Below are 16,993 nucleotides of genomic sequence, written 5' to 3'. Positions count from 1 at the left end.
GATTTAGGAGTTTGGAGTGGTTGTACCTGCGCGGGGGAACCTGGGATTATTCGTCCTCGGTCTGCAGGGCAGGGCAGAAGTTGCAGATCGAGAACGGGACCTCCTTTTCGCGGTCGCGGATGAGGCAGAAGAAAGAACCGCCGCGTTCTTCGACGCGGAACCCTCCCGGAAACGGCATTCCCACCGGGTGGCCCGGGCGGTCGAGCACGAAGATCGTAAATGCCGAGATCAGGTAGTAGAAAACCCGGTGCCGTGGTGTAAACCGAAACGGAATTCGTTCCACGGACTCATCCCACCGGAAGCACCCTTCGGGAATCATGGCGCAGAACCCAAGGAACGTTTCACGGTCGGTGATCGGTTCGGTCATGGATGAGAATCCGCCCGACCGGTACATGGCGAGAAGCCGGTGGTGAGCGCCGAACAACTGCTCGGTGATGTAGGGGCGGACCCGTTCCCGGTAGGGAGAGGGCAACCGGTTCATCTCCGCGTAGAGCCTCCCGCCGAGGATCTGGAGGTCTCGAATCGAGTAGCGGCCGACTTCTTCGGCGAGGATCGACCCGAGTTCCCCTTTTGTCGCCGCGGTCGTCATTCGCCGGGCCGTCCGCTCGATTGCATCTGCTTCGGCCTCCTGCGGGAGTGAAGCCTTACTCTCCGTCAGCATGGTGGATGTACGGGAAGTCGTATCCCGGATCGGTTATCAAACTCTCTGCCGTGCAAAGATAGGGTCTCCGGTGGCACGAAGACCGAATTTCTTCCTGTATTGGTATACTAATAATACTACATTAATACGGCAGGAACCGAACATATACCATGCAACCGTGCCGTCCCTCTTTACCGGATGACCGGGCCCTGTTGCCGACAACGCCATTCAAAATTTGCCCGATCCACGTTGCGGTCCGCGTGCTGGGGAAGAAGTGGACGCTCCTCCTTCTCCGGAATATTGCGCTTTTAAACATCAACCGGTTCAACCAGATCCGGCGCTCCCTTCCCGGCCTCACCTCGCGCGTCCTCGTTATGCGGCTGCATGAACTTGAAGAAGCCGGGTTCATCCGGGCGGTGGTTGTCAGGGAACGTCCGCGGGTCGTTGAATGGGAGCTTACCGAGAAAGGGAACGACACCATCCCGATCCTTATGAGTCTTCTTGCCTTTGGTGCGAAATGGTACGCCGACGAGGTCTTTGCGGACCATCAGGCACGCACACTGGATGAGATCTATCCTCCAGCTTCGGGTTGCCCTGAAGATCGCACCGCGGCCCTATGAAGTCCAGAACAGAGTTTATCGATCCCGAAAAGAGGCTCCAGGCCCGTATGCTCTCATCCCCGGAATCAGTCTCATCGTCAACGGGTATTTGATCGGTCAGGTATTTTCTCCCGTCTGCACAAGTCCGGGATACCGGACCATCCACGTCTCAAGAGCATGACGATTGCCTTTCTTTTACTCTTTAAAGGTCACTCTCATTTTTACTACAGGTCCGGAACCTCGCTCTCCCAGAAGGAGCTGTTCTTCCAGAGCACGCCCCGGGGGAGCAAGCCGCATTTTCCAATACAAATCAGGTCTGCCCCTCCGCCGCCCGTTCCGTCAGCCATTCGTAGAACTTCCGGTGCCAGAACGGCACGTCGACCGGCCGGGAGAGCGACTGCCAGGCCGTCCACATCAGCCGGTCGGAGACGCTCTGCCACTCGCCGGCCCGCTTGGCCATGTCGTCCGCCGGCTGCCCGATCGCGTGCAGGACCTCGTGCCAGATGCGGAGGGCGATCGCCTCGTCGTCGTGGTCGTCGCGCGTGACCCGGATGCTCGCTCGCTTATCCATCCCGCCCCCGAGCGCCCTCGCCGGGATTGCATCGTCGAAGACATAGACGGTTTTTTCCGGGACCGGGAAGGGGAAACCCTTCCACATCGGGTCCTTCTGGTCGAAGTAGCGGACTTCCGGCGTCCCGGTCCGGATCGTGAACTCGAAGAACGACGGGATGAGCCGGAGGTGCGGCTCAAGTCTCCGCCGCAGTTCTTCGGTCTTGAAGAAGAGGTCGAAGTGAGGCATCGGGGCCGCATGCGTGGTAGGTAGTGATAAATTTTGGGTAGCGGCGCGGCCCGGCCCCCTCACGATGCAGTTCTATTGAGCATTCTCCTCGCCCGGCAAGGACTCTTCCGGATATGCCTTCCGTCGTTCATCGATCCAGGCCCGGGTCCAGGCCCGCAGGTCACCGATGCCGGCCGACCCCTGCTGATCGCTCATCGCCCGCAGGTGCTCCTCAAGTTCGTCGGCCAGTTTGAAGATCAACGCTTCGGCTGCTTCTTCCGATAACGGCCCTTCCGCCCGCAGGAGGGCGGCACCCAGGTTGAGAAAGTGCTGCAACTCATCCGTTGCCTCAAGGATCGTGGTGATATCCAGTCTGACAGTTGGCCCCATGAAAGGGGATTGACGCACGCGATACATAACTTCATCTATTTATACCCGAACCCGTAGCCGGCGCTTCCGCCGGGAAAAATACCCCTCCGGCCACACCAACCCGGACGGCATCTCTCCTTGAATCTTCAGATCGCCGTCCGGCGGGGGGTCCGGAGGGACCCCGACCCTGCAGTGCAAAACCATTTTAAGGGTTCCGATACTCACTGCACGCCCCGCCCTGGAGGGTGTATCCACCTTCCAGAGACGGGACAACGGAGAGGGAGACAGATGCAGGAACGTTCAGAAGTAGTTCTGGAGCGCAGGACACGGGCGGTCGGGGAAGAGTGGTTTATGTCGGCCGACGATATCCTGGACAAAAAGGTGAGCAACCCGCAGGGCGACGACCTCGGGGAGATCTCGGATATGCGGGTCACATTCCCCGAGGGCAAGGTGCAGTACCTGGTGCTCAGGTATGGGGGCATGCTCGGCGTGGGAGCAAAACGGTTCGCCATCCCGCCCGAGGCTGTGATCTCCCGTCCGGGGGACGACCGTTTCGTCGTGAACATCGACAAACAGCGGCTGGACGAGTTACCGGGCTTCTCCGAGGACAACTGGCCCCGGGAAGCGGACTTTGACCTGATCCAGTCGACCGGGACCATGACGCCGCCGAGCCGCGAGGAGGCGGAGGCCCTGAAGCAGTCGGAAACCCCGCCCCCTGAGGTCGTCACGACGGAACAGGTCGAGACGCGGCCACGGCGGAGATAATCCCGGACGATGGGTTCGGGAAAAGAGATCTTTTTTTGGTGGGCGGTCCACCCCGGACGGCCAGGCAGTTCCGGCAGGCATATTCTTTATCGCGCGGTATGCCAGGAACGAGGGATCACGCTTCTACGATGGCACCGAGATCGCCGGGATTGATGAAAACAAGCACCCGGGCTCATTACTGGAACCCGGCGGCATCGATACGGCTGCAAACTACGCCTGGGGCGTGGCGACCCACTTAAGCACGTTCGGTCTTCTCGCGGGACCGGCAAGCCCACTCCCACACAAAGAGGCGGCGGAGATGGCGGTAGCAGCGGCGGGATCCCCGGGCCAGGGACTACCCCTGCAGTGACGGCGACAGGAACCGTGGTACCGGCCGGGACGCCTGCAGGCAGCAGCGGACAGACGGAAGAAGCGTTTCCGACGGTCGCCGCCGTCTTCATGAAGGAACGCTAATTCTCCGCACTTTTTTCGGTCATCTTCCGCGTTACCGTTTAAACATCTTCTCGATCCGTACTCGCCGGCCGAGGTTCGCCTCGTACCACTCCTGCTGCTTTAAGGCCTGCTTCATGCTCCGGACCCGGTGCCGGACCCGCGTCCCGGTCTCTGCATCGATCAGTACCAGTTTCGGCACCTCAATCACCTGGGTGCCATGGAGTTCGACCCCCGGGGTTAGGAATGTTTCTTTCGGGGTTCGTCTTCTCCCCTGCCCCCGTGCACCGACCTTCCTGTTCACGCCGGGGACCCGCGGAGCGGGCGGAAGAACGCCCGGATCTCCCTGGCCATGAGTTCCGGCTCCTCCATCGCCGTGAAATGCCCGCCCCGCGGCATCTGTGTCCACCGCTCTACGTTCAGCCTCCGTTTCGCCCATTCGCGCGGAGGCGGGATGAAGTCTTTCGGGAAGACTGCCATCCCCACCGGGACGTCGATACGCTCCTTCAAGAAGTCTAACGGGAGGGCGTGCATATTCTCGTAATAGATGCGGATCGACGACGCGATCGTCCCGGTCGCCCAGTAGATCATGATGTTCGTCAGCAGTTCGTCTTTGCTGAAACGTCGCTCGATATCGCCGTCGCAGTCGCTCCAGGTGCGGAATTTTTCGAGGAACCACGCGGCGAGACCGGCGGGCGAGTCGTTCAACCCGTACGCGAGGGTCTGCGGCTTCGTCGACTGCACCATGCTGTAGGCGCCCTCCTGCATCCACAGTTCCCGTATTGCATCCAGATACCGCCTCTCGTTCTCTGAGAGGTCGGGGATATCGGCGCCGAGAGAGAAGAAGCCTATGTCGGTGAGGTGGAGGCCGACGACCGATTCGGGGTGTGCGAGCGCCAGGAGCTGGGAGACCCCGCTCCCGATGTCCCCGCCCCCCGCGGCGAAACGCCGGTAGCCGAGGACGTCGGTCATCAACCGCTCCCAGAGGCCGGCGACCCGCGCCGACGTCATGCCGCGTTCGCGGGGTCGGTCGGAGAACCCGTACCCGGGCATCGACGGGACGATCACGTCGAACGAGTCGGCGGGGTCGCCCCCGAAACGGGCCGGGTCGGCCAGCATCGGGATCAGGTCGAGGTAGCGGCAGATTGAGTCCGGCCAGCCGTGCGTGAGGATGATCGGGAGCGGGTCGGACCCTCTGCCCCGCTCGTGGATGAAGTGAACCCCGAGGCCGTCGATCTCGGCGCGATACTGGGGATATGCATTCAGTTCGGTTTCCCGGGCCCGCCAGTCGTAGGCATGCAGCCAGTAGTCGACGATCTCCCGCATATAACCCAGGTTCGTGCCGTAATCCCAGCCCGTGCCCTCGACTTCGTCGAGAAAACGCGTATGCGAGAGCCGATCCCGGAGGTCGTCCAGGACCGGTTGGGGGATATCGATGCGAAAAGGATGGACTTCCATGCGGGAACTGCTGCCTGGAGGGGTGATAACTTTTTTGTCCTGCCGGAGTTATCTGCCGCGTGTCACCCGCGGCGTCGCTGAACATCGGTTTTCTGCGTCTCCCATGACCCAGGGCAATCCCATTACGCGAATACTCCGTTTTTCACTTCGTTCAATTTCGGAAATTACGGCATTTTCTCCGGATAAACCCGGGGTTGTCCCAGAACAAAATGTGGAGAAAGATCGGAGAAGAACACAGAACGCCGCCAACAGGACTCGAACCTGTGACATGCTGGTTAACAGCCAGCCACTCTACCAACTGAGTTATGGCGGCACCGGGACAAGTGCTCTATATAGTCTTGCCTGAAGCGTATTAAACGTTACGGGAATTCTCCTGTTTGATAGACTGCAGGAGAACGATCAGTTCGTCGACCTCGTCATCCAGACCGGAGAGAAGATCGGCCGCGAGCGGCGTCGCCACCGCGCCGGCCGGGGAGGCACGGATGTAACCCTCCTGTTCGAGGACCCGGAGCGAGTAGCGGACCCGGTGGTAGGGGAGACCCAGGACCTCGGAGAGCTTCATGATGCCGATGGGCTGGTGCTCCACGACCGCCCGGATCACCTCAAGGTGCCTTGAGACAAGTTCAATCTCGGATTTTAACTTGGTCAGCATAGTTTCCCGTGAACGGACATGGGATCGTGCGCGCTACGGCTGTTCGTACAGCCACGCCTTCGTCTGGTGATACCGCTTCCGGAACGAGACGGAGAAGACCGCCCCTATCGCGAGGAGGAGGAGGCCGATTGCAAGACCTACGGTTCCTTCAGGCGCAAACCGGAAGAGGACGAAGACAGCCATGGCGAAGCAGAGGACGATGACGTTCAGCATCACCGTCAGCACGAGAAACTTGCCTTTGAAGACCAGTTTGGTTGCCTCATCCATTATTCATACTTCAACGTAGGGATAAAAGTACTTGTGGTTTCAACGAAAGAGTGAATACCATGAATGGACTGGATTCTGCTATCCGGGATGCCGGAGCAGCAGCATACGCGGCATACGGTGCATCTGTGGACGCAAACGTACGCTACCTGACCCGGTTCCGTACCAGCGACCCCGTGGTCTACATGCAAAAGTCCGGCGAGCGGGGCATGATCGTCGTCCCGCAGATGGAGCACGAACGGGCGGTTCGCGAATCGACGGCGGCGGTCGTCACCCGCGCCGATGCCGGGTACCTCGAATACATCAAAGCCGGAGAATCGCGCTGGCGGGCGACCGCCCATATGATCGCGGACCTCGCCGGCGGCCCGGTCCTCGTCCCGGCAACCTTTCCTCTCGCCCTCGCCCGGGAACTCGAGTCGTTCCACCCGGTCTTCGTCGACGCTGCCAATACAGTCGAAGGAATGCGGGCGGTCAAGACGCCGGAGGAGATCGAACGAATACGCTCGGTGCAACGGGTCACCGAGGCGGCGCTGGACCGGGGACTTTCGCTCATACGGGCCTCCATCCCGAGGGGGGGCCTTCTCCGCCGGGACGGTGCGCCCCTCACCGCCGAGGCCGTCCGCACCGAGATGCACACCTTCCTCCTCGCCCACGGGTGCCGGGGGGTCGACACCATCGTCTCCTGCGGTCTCGACACCGCTCTTCCGCACAACGCCGGCGCGGGACCGCTCCGTGAGGACGAGCCGATCGTCATCGACATCTACCCCCAGCACGAACAGACCGGCTACTACGCCGATATGACCCGGACGGTGGTGAAGGGCGAGCCCTCCCCGGAGATCCGGGAGATGTACGAGGCCGTCCGGGACGCCAAAACCCTCGGCATATCGATGATCCGGGCCGGGGCCACCGGCGCCGACCTCTACCAGGCGGTGGTCGAGTTCTTCTGCGACCGCGGCTACGAGAGCGACACGCGGGGGTTCATCCACAGCCTCGGCCACGGCGTCGGGCTTGAGATCCATGAAGAACCGTCGCTCGGGCCTCACGGCGGGGCGCTCGTCGCCGGAAACGTCGTCACCGTCGAACCGGGCCTCTACTACCCCGGGACCGGCGGCGTCCGCCTGGAGGATATGGGCGCGGTGACAGAGACCGGGTTTGACCGGTTCACCCAATACGGTGAAGAGCTCACACTATGATCATGGACGATGAAATCTACGACGCCTACCGCGAAGCAGGGGCGCTTGCACGGAAGATTCTCCACCAGGGCGCGGGGCTCGTGAAGGAGGGAGCGAGCATCCTCGAGATGGTCGAGACGACGGAGAAGATGGTGACGGATGAGGGAGCGTTTCTCGCCTTCCCCCTGAACGTCTCCCTCAACGAGGCCGCGGCCCACGACACCGCCATGCCCGGGGACGAGCGGACGTTTGCCCGGGGGGATCTTGTCAAGGTCGACCTCGGGGTGCAGATCGACGGCTACATCGCCGACACCGCCCTGACCGTCGACCTCGGCGACCACGGTCCCCTCGTCGAAGCCTCCCGGGCGGCCCTCGATGCGGCGATCGCCACCGTTCGTCCGGGGATCACCGCCGGGGATATTGGAGCGGTCGTCCAGGCAACGATCGAGGAGCGCGGCTATAAACCGGTCGCAAACCTCACCGGGCACGGCCTCGACCGCTACGACCTTCACACCCGGCCCTCCATCCCGAACGTCGCCATGAACGGCGGGGCCGCCATTGAGGAAGGAATGATCTTTGCAATCGAGCCTTTCGCCACCACGGGGTCGGGACGGATCGGCGAGGCGACGCGCGTGGAGATCTACCAGCAGATCTCGGCCCGCCCCGCCCGCCTGCCGTCGGCAAAACGGGTGCTTGAGGTAGCGCGGCCGCGGCGGGGGCTCCCGTTCTCCCGCCGCTGGGTTCCCGGGGACAAGGTCGAGATCGGGCTTTCGTCCCTCGTGCGGGCGGGGGTCCTCCACCCCTTCCCGGTGCTGCACGACGTGCCGGGTTCGTTCGTCTCCCAGGCGGAGCACACCCTGATCGTCACGGACGGCGGGTGCGAGGTCACCACCCGGTGAGCTACGCTTATTGATACCGCGCACAAATACGTATGTTCAATATGACCATGGATACGGGTGCGCGTGACGTCCTCGCCGTCATGGAACTCCTGCTCACCGCGGAGATATTCAATCGGAGTGAGGAACTCGGCATCAACGACCTTCATCCGCGCTGCCGGGAATTTTTCGGTGCCGGTAGCGGCGGGAGCACCGAGGTGAAGCGCCCCCTGATCGTGAGCGAGGGGGTTCTTAAGAAGGTGTTCAATACCCCGGATGCTGTCTGTCAGGCCGTCCGCGCAAACCCGTTCGTCGGCTACGAGGAGTTCGGGCAGCGCCTGAGCCTGCCGTCGCTCGATCCGGCGGCAGGATGGTTTCTCAAGAAGGGCGGCGCTTCACGGGTCGAGGTGAACCCCGTCCTCGCCTACTATTTTGAGGGGAAAGACGGCATCACCGTCCGGTACCGGGATGTCCTGGCGAAGAACCCCCGGTTCGACGACACGAAGGAGTACATGGAGGCGAAGGTCTCCCGGCTCATCGGGGAGAACGAGGAGATGCGGGAGGCCCGTGACCTGATCATCATCAGCGCGCCGAACGAGGTCGAGTTCTCGGTCGAGAAACTGGTCTGCACCCCGAGGCAGGAGGAGATCATCAGGAAGATCGGCGTCGCCCTTGAGCACCGGGACTTCCTGCAGGAGCACGGGATCTACGAGTTCGGCCGGCTTCTCTTCGTCGGCCCGCCCGGCACCGGGAAGACCTCTCTTGCGCTCGCGATGTCCCGGGCCCTCCACATGCCGGTGCTCGAGGTCCGTCTCGCGATGGTCACCTCCCAGTACCTGGGTGAGACCTCGAAGAATATCGACCGCATCTTTGACCTCGCGAAGAAACTCGCCCCCTGCATCCTCTTCATCGACGAGTTCGATTTTGTCGCGAAGACCCGCGTCAGCGACGACCACGGCGCGATGAAGCGCGCCGTGAACATGCTCTTGAAGAACATCGACCAGATCAGTTTCGTGAAGAACGGCGTTCTCCTCATCGGGGCGACGAACCATCCCCGCATCCTGGACGAGGCGGCCTGGCGACGGTTTGACGAGGTGGTGGAGTTCCCGCTTCCGGATCAGGCGATGCGGCAGGCGATCCTCGAGAAAGTCGCCGCCGCCATCGACTGCGACTGCGACTTCGCGGACCTTGCCGCCCGGACGGATGGGTTTTCGGGCTCCGACCTCCGGATGATGATAAAGGAGGCGGTGATGTCGGCGCTGATGGAGGACCGGCAGCGGGTAGACGCGGCGGACATCGAGCAGGGTCTTCTCAGGGTCGAGGAACGCAACGTCATTCGCGGTGTCGGCTATTAGTATGCAGATCACGCTGCTCGGGACGGGAGACGCCATCGGGACGCCGAAGATCGGATGCGACTGCGAGAACTGCCGGGCGATGACGGCGGCGGGGAGGTCGCGACTCCGGACGTCCCTTCTCATCGAGACGGACAAAAAACACATCCTTATCGATTCGTCGCCGGACCTGCGGCAGCAGCTCCTCCGGGCCTGCTCACCCCATATCGACGCGGTCCTCTGGACCCACGGCCACTACGACCACTTCATCGGATTCGGCGAGTTCTATCGGGTGCAGAAGGTGCCTCCGGCCTATGCAGCCCCGCCGGTAATCGACTATTGCTCCGGGTACCTTCATTTTCTGTCGTTTGTGAAGCACCCGGTTCCCGTCTACGAACCGTTCGACCTCTTCGGCGTGACCTTTACGTTCTTTCCGGTGAACCACCCGCCGGTCTACACCTGCGGCCTCCTGATCGAGCACGGCGGTATCGCAGTCGCCTACACCGCCGACACGCGGGAGGATATCCCGAAAGAGAGCCGGGACCTCCTTCTCGCCACCGATATCGACCTCCTCTTCGTCGACGCCATCGCCCCTGCGGGCTACTCCATCAGCAAGCACATGAACTACGCCGAGGCGGTCCGGTTCGCCCGCGACGTCGGGGCGCGTGACTACCGGTGCGTCCACATGAGCCACATGGTGCCCCCGGACATGCCGCACGCCGGATACGATATGGAGACGTTCTGCTGGGAGTAGGCCGGGTCCACCCGCAAACATCGTGGCAGAAACCGATCGGGGACCCGTTGGGATAGAGGCAGCGTTCTCGGACCAGGTCTCCCGCAGCGGCGGTGAAGTTCTCCGGGTCCGAAAAGTCCTCCGAACGTGACGATGGCAGGCCCCCGATCGCGGGGACCGCCGGGGCGTTACGCTCCTATGGAGAACTCCGCATCCCGGTAGTCAACCGTCTCGGCCCTGTCAAGGTCGCGAAGCGTTAACAGCGTGCAGTAGTGGGTCCCTTTCCTGGAAGGAGAGTTTTCCGTTCTGTAAAAGACGGCAATGTCATACCATGGCTCGTCCGTGGAGAACGCCACCCTTTCCAGGGGAGCGATCGTGCCCCTGGAAAGGGCGAAGAGGGGTCGATATCCGGCGTTGTATCCCACATCCCCCGACAGTGCCCCGACACTGACGATCAGTCCTGCGCCCTCATCGACCAGTTCCCGGTAAGGAATCCGTTCGATCTCGGAGAAAAGGGCGAACGGATGCTCTCCTGCAGGCGCTTTGTCGATCTCGTGAGAATCCCAGGTTATGGTCCCCGCAGGGCCGACCGAAACCCGATACCAGTGACGGCGGCTCTCGTTCTCACCGTAAAAATCGAAATTCAACGATTCGACCGAGCCGTCGTCTGCGGTTACGATCTCCGCCTCCCCAAGGACGGCCGTCACGTTCTCGACGCCGGTCTGGTCCGCAACGATCGTCCACATCTCCGAGAGCGGGAGGCCGTAGATGTTCTGCGGGAGTGAGACGGCGGAGGACCCGGTGTCGTAGATGAGCACAAACGTGGAGAGAGCACCGGCGGCAAACGCGATACAGACCGTCAGGGCGATGAGTATCTCCTGCGACGTCAAACCACCACACCTCAAAGCGTATAACCTCACCCGTTCATGGCGAAAGGGCCAGGTGATTCTCCGCACCGTTTCAGGCGCCGTCCATGGATAGAGAGTTCCACGCTCTTCTATATCCTTTTTCCGGCCCGATCAGCTAAACGTCGCGGCGATTCGCCCGCTGTCGGCTCTCTGAAAGACGATCCGGGCCCCTACCTCCGTATCAGAACGCCGACCGCTGCAGTCCGGAGAGAGGGGTGCGCAAAACGACGGAGGAGAGGCACCCCTGTCGCGGGGGCCTAACCCGACGACACCTCGCGGTCCGGTGCGACGGAGTAACCCTTCGTGGCGGGCTGCTGCGGGAGGGGAAGGTCTTCCACGTGCCGGTTGAGAAGATCCCGGGCGCCTTCTGAGAGCCGATAGCGGATGAACCGCCCGTCCCTCTCTGCGGCGACGATCCCTTCGGCCTTGAACTGCTGCATCTGCCGGGAGATTGACGGGCTGGAGAGTCCGAGCCGTTCTACGATCTCGCTCCTGAGTGCGCCCGGGAATTTGAGGAGGTTTGCAAGCACCGCTCTGGAGGTCTCGTCCCGCAGGCTGATGAGGATGCGCTGTTCGAGGTCGGTATACGCACGGTTTCGCACGAAGTGCCCGGCCCGGTTCCGGTAGTCCACGGCGGCCACCTTGCCTTCTCTGACGAGCGTATTGAGGTGGTACCGGAGCCGCCCTCGCGATGCACCCGTCAACCTGCGGAGTTCCCTGAAATCGGCGCCGGGATGGGAGGCGATCTGCCGGTAGAGGTCGTTCCGGAAGTCGTCGTCGAGGACGGTGCGGTTTGTTATCCGCCGGAACCCGAGCGGCGCGAGGAAGCTGAGGGCGTAGAAGAGTTCCCCCGCGTAGGGGAGCCCGGGCAGGACCGTGAGCAGGAAGTAGAGGGCCATCACCCGGGGCGGCAGGTCCCAGAACGTGATCTCCTCGAAATTATGCCACTCGCCGGCGTACTCCTCCGTCACCGGCTCGACCACGTAGCGGGCGGCTGCCGTGCCCGGGAGTACAAGGGCCGCGAGGGTCACGGCGACGAGGAGAACTGTGAATAGCCGGCTCCACTGCACCATGCTGGATGGTCGCCGGAAGAAACGTTCAATGTTTCGCTTTTTATCGCCAGGTGAACGTGTAGTCCTCGGTCCCGGTCACCCTGTCCCCGTAGACCTCGAACCGCCACGTCCCGGGATGCAAGCCGCCGGAGTCCTTTATGCGCAGTTGTATTCTCCCGTTACCCCCATCCGCAATCGATCGATCGAGTCTTTCTACAATCAGGTTATCCTTCTCTTCATCTATGACGTCAAAATACGTTATTTCCGGTATTTCCCCGTTCTTTCGAGAGATCCCCCTGTCGCTCAGTCGGTCTCCCCTATCGTCGAAGAAATAAGGGCTTCGCTTTAACTCTACACCCCCGTCTCCCCGGGCTTCTCCGTCTACCCGGCCGTAGACATACAGTCTGCCCGAGCTCCTATCGGACTCCTCTCCTCGACAGACGTTTCCGTGAAAGTCATAGACGTTGTCCGGATGTACGAGAAACGCGCCGGCGTTGAGCATGCCTTTGCCGGAGTCTTTTATCCCGAGATTATCCGGACAAACCTGAACGACGGTTCCTCCGTCGTCGGTCAATTCGAAGCCCACATCTCCGCATTCCCACCGATCGGCGTCGTCAAACTCCCATCCTACCTGCGGTTTGACCCAGATACCCTCCTCCGGAACACCCGTTAACGTGTAGTCCCCGAGAGATGCTATGGCCGGTGTACTACCCCAGGATTCGTTGAAGTATAGATCCCCGACTTTGAATCCGTAAGCCAGGGCTTCCACTCTTCCCAGATCGGAGATATTCACCGTGCGAATGTGACCGCTTATATCTAACGTTTGCGGTTTGGGGGTTTGATCGGGGTCAACACCATCGTATGCATCGTAATTCGGCCCGAGCACGGAGTCCGGCGCGTGAATCGTCAGGCGAAGCGAGTCGGACGAATCGTCCCAGTCCAGGTCGACGATGAACTCGGTTTTGCCTGCGGGAACGTCGATCGAGTACCAGTCCGTCTCGCCCTGCACGATGCTGCCGGCGGTCATCGGTGCAAACGACGGGTTTTCTTCGGGCGTCACATCCCCGGCCGTGACCAGCAGCGCGGCGGCGAACATGATGGCCAATGCAGTTCTGCAGGAGTTCATAGACGATCAGAGAGGAGTTTCTACGATGCCTATATACCTTTTACGGCCACGGCAGCTACCTGTCGTGCGATAGGTAGCTTTTATGGCCGTAAATTATATCCTTCAGCGCATTCGAAAGAACAGCGTGGATGCCGCATGCGGTATCCCACGGGGGCCGGGATGCTCGATTGCCATCGTACCCCGGCTCCCACAACGTGCCCGGAGGGCAATGGTCTTGTTGGCTCCCATCGGGGATAGCCGTTACGGTTCCATGGTCCCTCCCCGGGTACGCACGAAAGGAGGAATGGAACCATGAAACCAAAAGTTCTTTCCGGAATCGGCGTCATTATCGTGGCGCTGCTGGTCGTCGGCGCGGTCATCGTGCCGGCGGTGAGTGCGGATAGGGCCTCCCCGGTGATCGATATCGATGACGACACCGGTTTGAGTGATGAACGTCTTCAGTGCGTCATGAACCCCGATCAAGCACCCGAACCGATAGATGCAGTAGATCAAACGATAGACGTAAGAGATCACATCCGCACGGTGGAGCTCTCCGATCTGGTTGGGCCCTTAGACCTCTCCAATCTGGGGAAAACAGAGCCGTTAGCCGTCGGATTCAACGTTGGACATTTATACTTCAACGAGTCCTGGGGTAGTACACCGGCCATGGCATCTATCGGGGACTATACGTTAAGCGGTATCCCGGACGAGGGTCTCTGGATCAAACAACAGGTCGAATGGGAGTTTGACGATACCGACTTCTGGGCCGGCGGCGATGTGCACTTCGAGTTCACAGATGACGGAGGGACCGTCGCTGAAGTCTGTTCGGATGGTCTCGGAACGGGCGATTCCAGAAGAGGTACGCTCAGCTCCGACGCATTTGTCATATATCCGGGCAACGTCTATGACTTCCACGGGAGCGTCTACCGGGACGATGAGTCCGACAAGAGCTCGGGCAGACTGTATGTCTACGGTTAGGTAAAGGGAAGGATGCATCATACACCGATCCTCTCTCTATTTTTGAAAAATTACTCCCGGAATAACTCCCGGAAGGCCGTACCCGCCCTCGCTCTCTCGTCCGGGCGGCTGGAGGGCATGGACCGGCGCTATGACCGGGTTCGCTCAACGCGCATTTCACCTGCCGCCGGTCTCCGGGGAAGGTGCCGGAGCACCGGGCTTTGCTGCCGGGAGATCCGTCTCATCCTCCGCTCCGGAGCCTTCGAGTGCCCTGACAATTCAACGTTTGACACAGAAAAGGTATATGGAAGGACGTTGACGTCTCGATCGCCGATATCGCGGGGCCGGCGGGTAATGAAGCATCTGGCTATCATCGTGGGGGTCCGTTGCGATTTCGTGAACAGGGGAAAAAGAGCATGAAAGAGAGAAAAATGTTCGGATCGTGTGCCGTTGCCGCCATCGGCCTGCTCCTCATCTGCATGGCGGTGGCGCCGACCGGCGCGGAGAACGAACCGGTGCACATCGTGGAGATCCAGGGGGAGGTCCAGGAGATCGACATAGTCGTCGATCATGCGAATACTGGCGCGTCGGCATTCAGCGCGGCGTCGTCGGCGCCAAGGACCGACGTAGTCGTCGATCATGTGAATGCTGGCGAGAACGAACCGGCACGCATCGTGGAGGTCCCCGGGGGCTCGCTCCTGATCGATGAGGACGGAGGCATCGACTGCACCGCCCGGGCCGATACCTACATCGGCCCCTATACGCCGGAGGCGACTTACCGGATCGTGGTGCAGTGCGAATACCGGGACTACAACGCTGTAATTCTCCGGACGGCCCGGTTCCGTATGGAAGGACCGGATGGCGCCGTAGCCGCGATGTCCATTTTCGATCTCCCGCTCATCAACAACAACCGGGCGGGGACGCTGTCGGTGTACCTCACGCCAGAGGGACCCGGTGCCTACCACTGGGAGATCGCATGCAGTGAAGGCTCCGGGAACGCCGGGTCGCGTGGAGACCTCATCCTGTCGTGAGGGTAACGCGCGATGTCGGCAGATCCTCCCTCTCCCCGGATCGTTGGCCTTTCCGCCGCTCCGACCCGTGCCGATGACGTGGATTCATTAGCCGGGACCATCGGGGTACTCACCGACTACCGGCGGGTCCCCGGCCTCGACGACGGACCTGCTGCCGACTACATCGCCGGGAGACTGGAGGAGTACGGATATGACATACAGCAGGAGACCTTCGCCGTCGAGACGGATGCGGGACCGGGCGCGACCCGGAACGTCGTCGGTATCAAGAAGGGCGCCGGACAGGGGACCGTCGTCGTCTGCGCCCATTACGACGTTTACGGTCCCGACTGCCCCGGAGCGGACGACAACGCCGCCGGAGTCGCCGTGATGCTCGAGGTTGCCCGGGCGCTCCGGACGGAATCCCTGAACCGGTCGGTCTGCTTCATCGCCTTCTCCGGCGAGGAGGTGGGGCTTCTCGGGAGCACCGACTGGCTGGAACGCCATGCAGACCTCCGCGAGGATATCGTCGCGGCCGTCAACCTCGACTGCGTGGCGCGCGGCGACGAACTCCGTGTAGAAACCCTTCCCCAGTACCGCTGGATGCTGAATGCAGTTCCAGAATTCCCGGCGTCCAACCATCAGATCGGATTGGGTCTTCTTGGGGGAGACTACCGGCGCTTCTGGGAGTATCATATCCCCGCCGTCCAGATAACCGACAACGGCGGCTACGTTCTGCGGCATACCCGGAACGATACGCCCGAGACCCTGAACTTCCCCCTGGCGGCGTCCTGCACCGAAGCGGTGACCGGCATGGTCCGGACCCTTGCCGCCACGGACGATACGACGTCTCCGGCGGTGGAGGGCTCGGTCGACGAAGACGGGACGATCCGGTATGCCGTCTCCGAGCCGTCGATCACGCACCTCATCGTCGACGGGACGGACTTCGGGCCCCTCGCATCAGGGCAGGTCACCCTCCCCGCAGGTCAGTATACCGTCCGGGTCATCGCCTACGATGCTGCCGGAAACCGGGGCGTCCTGGACCTGGAAGCCGATGTCCCGGATACCGGTCGCGACGCCCCGGGGTCCGGCCACCGACCCGGGGGGGTCAGCATCCCCTGGAAGCGGACCGAAGAAGACCTCAAGAAGTATGGTATGCAGCACTACGTCACGCCGTTTGTCTCTCTTTCCTACGACTGTCCGGGAGAAGAGGAGACCGGGACCCGCATCGACGGCTACGTGGACGGCATCCGGATCATCGGGCTTGAGGAGGGGCATATCGTTGTCCACGCCCCGGGCAACCACCGATACGAGGTGGCTGCGGTCGCCGCCGGGACCGTGGTCGGGTACGACGAGACTGCGTATCTCGTCGGACGCATGTATGACAATCCTATGACCCACTACATCAGGGACAGTTCTGTACAGGAAGAGACGATCCGAGAGGACCCGCTCCCTCTGGTTCCGGTCGCGTGCGTCCTCGCCGCCTCGCTCCTCGCCATCGGGTACCTCTTCTCGCGGAGGCGATGACGACCGACCATAATAGTACAACGGAGATAATATGACAGTAGAACGGGTTTTAATCGTGGCCGGGAAAGAGTTCACCGACCACCTCACCAGCCGGAAGTTCCTGGTGATCCTTGCGCTGCTCCTGATGTTTGCTCTGCTCGGCATGCACCAGGGGATCGACCAGTACAACCAGGACCTCGAAGCGTATAACCAGCAGCTGCAGGCGGCGGAAGACGCCGCCGATCCGGCGGGGAAGATGCCCGAACGGCCGTCGATCCTGGTCTTTTTTCGGCAACTGGAGAATTCGCTGATGGTGTTCGGCGGCGTCCTCGCGATTGCGACGGGGGCCGACCTGGTCTCGAAAGAGAGAGAGTCCCGGTCGCTCAAAAGCCT

20 protein-coding genes and 1 tRNA gene are annotated in these 16,993 nt (G+C 61.6%); 10 read left to right on the top strand and 11 right to left on the bottom strand.

Features of this window, described 5'->3' with window-relative positions; genetic code table 11:
- Nucleotides 1–46: 46 nt before the first annotated feature.
- The gene (locus BP737_RS09185; protein ID WP_292408076.1) at nt 47–661 is read right to left on the bottom strand and encodes a DUF2115 domain-containing protein; all 615 of its coding nucleotides are present in this window, start codon (nt 659–661) and stop codon (nt 47–49) included.
- A gap of 239 nt (nt 662–900) precedes the next feature.
- Here BP737_RS09185 and BP737_RS09180 point away from each other — a divergent pair, with 239 nt between their 5' ends.
- Nucleotides 901–1,260, top strand: a complete 360-nt coding sequence (locus BP737_RS09180) for a helix-turn-helix domain-containing protein (RefSeq protein ID WP_342686146.1) — start codon at nt 901–903, stop codon at nt 1,258–1,260.
- A 289-nt stretch (nt 1,261–1,549) separates the two neighbouring features.
- Here the strand turns inward: BP737_RS09180 and BP737_RS09175 are convergent, their stop codons facing one another.
- Together BP737_RS09175 and BP737_RS09170 are read right to left on the bottom strand one after the other, a co-directional pair.
- The gene (locus tag BP737_RS09175; protein WP_342686145.1) at nt 1,550–2,038 is read right to left on the bottom strand and encodes a hypothetical protein; all 489 of its coding nucleotides are present in this window, start codon (nt 2,036–2,038) and stop codon (nt 1,550–1,552) included.
- A gap of 72 nt (nt 2,039–2,110) precedes the next feature.
- Nucleotides 2,111–2,407 carry a hypothetical protein gene (locus tag BP737_RS09170; protein WP_292410797.1) on the bottom strand — a complete coding sequence of 99 codons (297 nt, stop codon included), beginning with the start codon at nt 2,405–2,407 and terminating at the stop codon, nt 2,111–2,113.
- A 267-nt stretch (nt 2,408–2,674) separates the two neighbouring features.
- On the opposite strand from BP737_RS09170, the gene BP737_RS09165 reads away from it, so the two are divergent.
- The gene (locus tag BP737_RS09165) at nt 2,675–3,151 is read left to right on the top strand and encodes a PRC-barrel domain-containing protein (protein ID WP_342686144.1); all 477 of its coding nucleotides are present in this window, start codon (nt 2,675–2,677) and stop codon (nt 3,149–3,151) included.
- A gap of 484 nt (nt 3,152–3,635) precedes the next feature.
- Here BP737_RS09165 and BP737_RS09160 read toward each other — a convergent pair whose 3' ends face one another.
- The 5 genes from BP737_RS09160 to BP737_RS09140 form a co-directional block, all read right to left on the bottom strand.
- The gene (locus BP737_RS09160) at nt 3,636–3,884 is read right to left on the bottom strand and encodes a hypothetical protein (RefSeq protein ID WP_342686143.1); all 249 of its coding nucleotides are present in this window, start codon (nt 3,882–3,884) and stop codon (nt 3,636–3,638) included.
- A complete protein-coding gene (locus BP737_RS09155; RefSeq protein WP_292410794.1) occupies nt 3,881–5,038 on the bottom strand; it encodes an epoxide hydrolase family protein in 1,158 nt (385 codons plus the stop codon). The genes BP737_RS09160 and BP737_RS09155 overlap by 4 nt, the downstream gene beginning before the upstream one ends.
- 240 nt (nt 5,039–5,278) lie before the next feature.
- A tRNA-Asn gene (locus BP737_RS09150) sits at nt 5,279–5,351 on the bottom strand.
- A 39-nt stretch (nt 5,352–5,390) separates the two neighbouring features.
- On the bottom strand, nt 5,391–5,690 hold the full coding sequence (locus tag BP737_RS09145; RefSeq protein WP_292405882.1) for a hypothetical protein: 300 nt from the start codon (nt 5,688–5,690) through the stop codon (nt 5,391–5,393).
- Nucleotides 5,691–5,723: 33 nt separating this feature from the next.
- Complete coding sequence (locus BP737_RS09140) at nt 5,724–5,957, bottom strand: hypothetical protein (protein WP_292405880.1); 234 nt, start codon at nt 5,955–5,957, stop codon at nt 5,724–5,726.
- Nucleotides 5,958–6,016: 59 nt separating this feature from the next.
- On the opposite strand from BP737_RS09140, the gene BP737_RS09135 reads away from it, so the two are divergent.
- The 4 genes from BP737_RS09135 to BP737_RS09120 are packed head-to-tail and all read left to right on the top strand — an operon-like array spanning nt 6,017 to nt 10,086.
- Complete coding sequence (locus tag BP737_RS09135; protein WP_292405877.1) at nt 6,017–7,147, top strand: M24 family metallopeptidase; 1,131 nt, start codon at nt 6,017–6,019, stop codon at nt 7,145–7,147.
- Nucleotides 7,144–8,025 carry a type II methionyl aminopeptidase gene (gene map / locus BP737_RS09130; protein WP_292405875.1) on the top strand — a complete coding sequence of 294 codons (882 nt, stop codon included), beginning with the start codon at nt 7,144–7,146 and terminating at the stop codon, nt 8,023–8,025. Before BP737_RS09135 ends, map begins: the two co-directional genes overlap by 4 nt.
- A gap of 41 nt (nt 8,026–8,066) precedes the next feature.
- Complete coding sequence (locus BP737_RS09125) at nt 8,067–9,356, top strand: ATP-binding protein (RefSeq protein ID WP_292405872.1); 1,290 nt, start codon at nt 8,067–8,069, stop codon at nt 9,354–9,356.
- 1 nt (nt 9,357) lies between these two features.
- The gene (locus tag BP737_RS09120) at nt 9,358–10,086 is read left to right on the top strand and encodes an MBL fold metallo-hydrolase (protein ID WP_292405869.1); all 729 of its coding nucleotides are present in this window, start codon (nt 9,358–9,360) and stop codon (nt 10,084–10,086) included.
- Nucleotides 10,087–10,253: 167 nt separating this feature from the next.
- Here the strand turns inward: BP737_RS09120 and BP737_RS09115 are convergent, their stop codons facing one another.
- The 3 genes from BP737_RS09115 to BP737_RS09105 all read right to left on the bottom strand — a co-directional run bounded on the left by BP737_RS09115 (nt 10,254) and on the right by BP737_RS09105 (nt 13,151).
- Nucleotides 10,254–10,955, bottom strand: coding sequence for a hypothetical protein (locus BP737_RS09115; protein ID WP_292405865.1), 702 nt, complete (start codon nt 10,953–10,955; stop codon nt 10,254–10,256).
- 275 nt (nt 10,956–11,230) lie between these two features.
- Complete coding sequence (locus BP737_RS09110) at nt 11,231–12,046, bottom strand: winged helix-turn-helix transcriptional regulator (RefSeq protein ID WP_292405863.1); 816 nt, start codon at nt 12,044–12,046, stop codon at nt 11,231–11,233.
- A gap of 40 nt (nt 12,047–12,086) precedes the next feature.
- Nucleotides 12,087–13,151 (bottom strand): hypothetical protein, encoded by a 1,065-nt coding sequence (locus tag BP737_RS09105; RefSeq protein WP_292405860.1) that lies wholly within the window; start codon nt 13,149–13,151, stop codon nt 12,087–12,089.
- Nucleotides 13,152–13,442: 291 nt separating this feature from the next.
- Here BP737_RS09105 and BP737_RS09100 point away from each other — a divergent pair, with 291 nt between their 5' ends.
- From BP737_RS09100 to BP737_RS09085, 4 genes are all read left to right on the top strand, one after another.
- Nucleotides 13,443–14,108: a hypothetical protein gene (locus BP737_RS09100; RefSeq protein ID WP_292405857.1), complete on the top strand. Its 666-nt coding sequence runs from the start codon at nt 13,443–13,445 to the stop codon at nt 14,106–14,108.
- A 395-nt stretch (nt 14,109–14,503) separates the two neighbouring features.
- Nucleotides 14,504–15,118, top strand: a complete 615-nt coding sequence (locus tag BP737_RS09095; protein WP_292405854.1) for a hypothetical protein — start codon at nt 14,504–14,506, stop codon at nt 15,116–15,118.
- Between the two features lie 12 nt (nt 15,119–15,130).
- Nucleotides 15,131–16,621, top strand: coding sequence for a M28 family metallopeptidase (locus BP737_RS09090; protein ID WP_342686142.1), 1,491 nt, complete (start codon nt 15,131–15,133; stop codon nt 16,619–16,621).
- 31 nt (nt 16,622–16,652) lie between these two features.
- Nucleotides 16,653–16,993: ABC transporter permease subunit (locus BP737_RS09085; protein ID WP_342686141.1), on the top strand; the 341-nt coding region annotated here is incomplete at its 3' end.

The sequence above is a fragment of the Methanoculleus sp. UBA291 genome (genome assembly GCF_002499755.1).
Taxonomy (GTDB): Archaea; Halobacteriota; Methanomicrobia; order Methanomicrobiales; family Methanoculleaceae; genus Methanoculleus; species Methanoculleus palmolei.
Note: the sequence above shows the minus strand (reverse complement) of the source record. Positions and strands in the feature narration are given on the sequence as shown.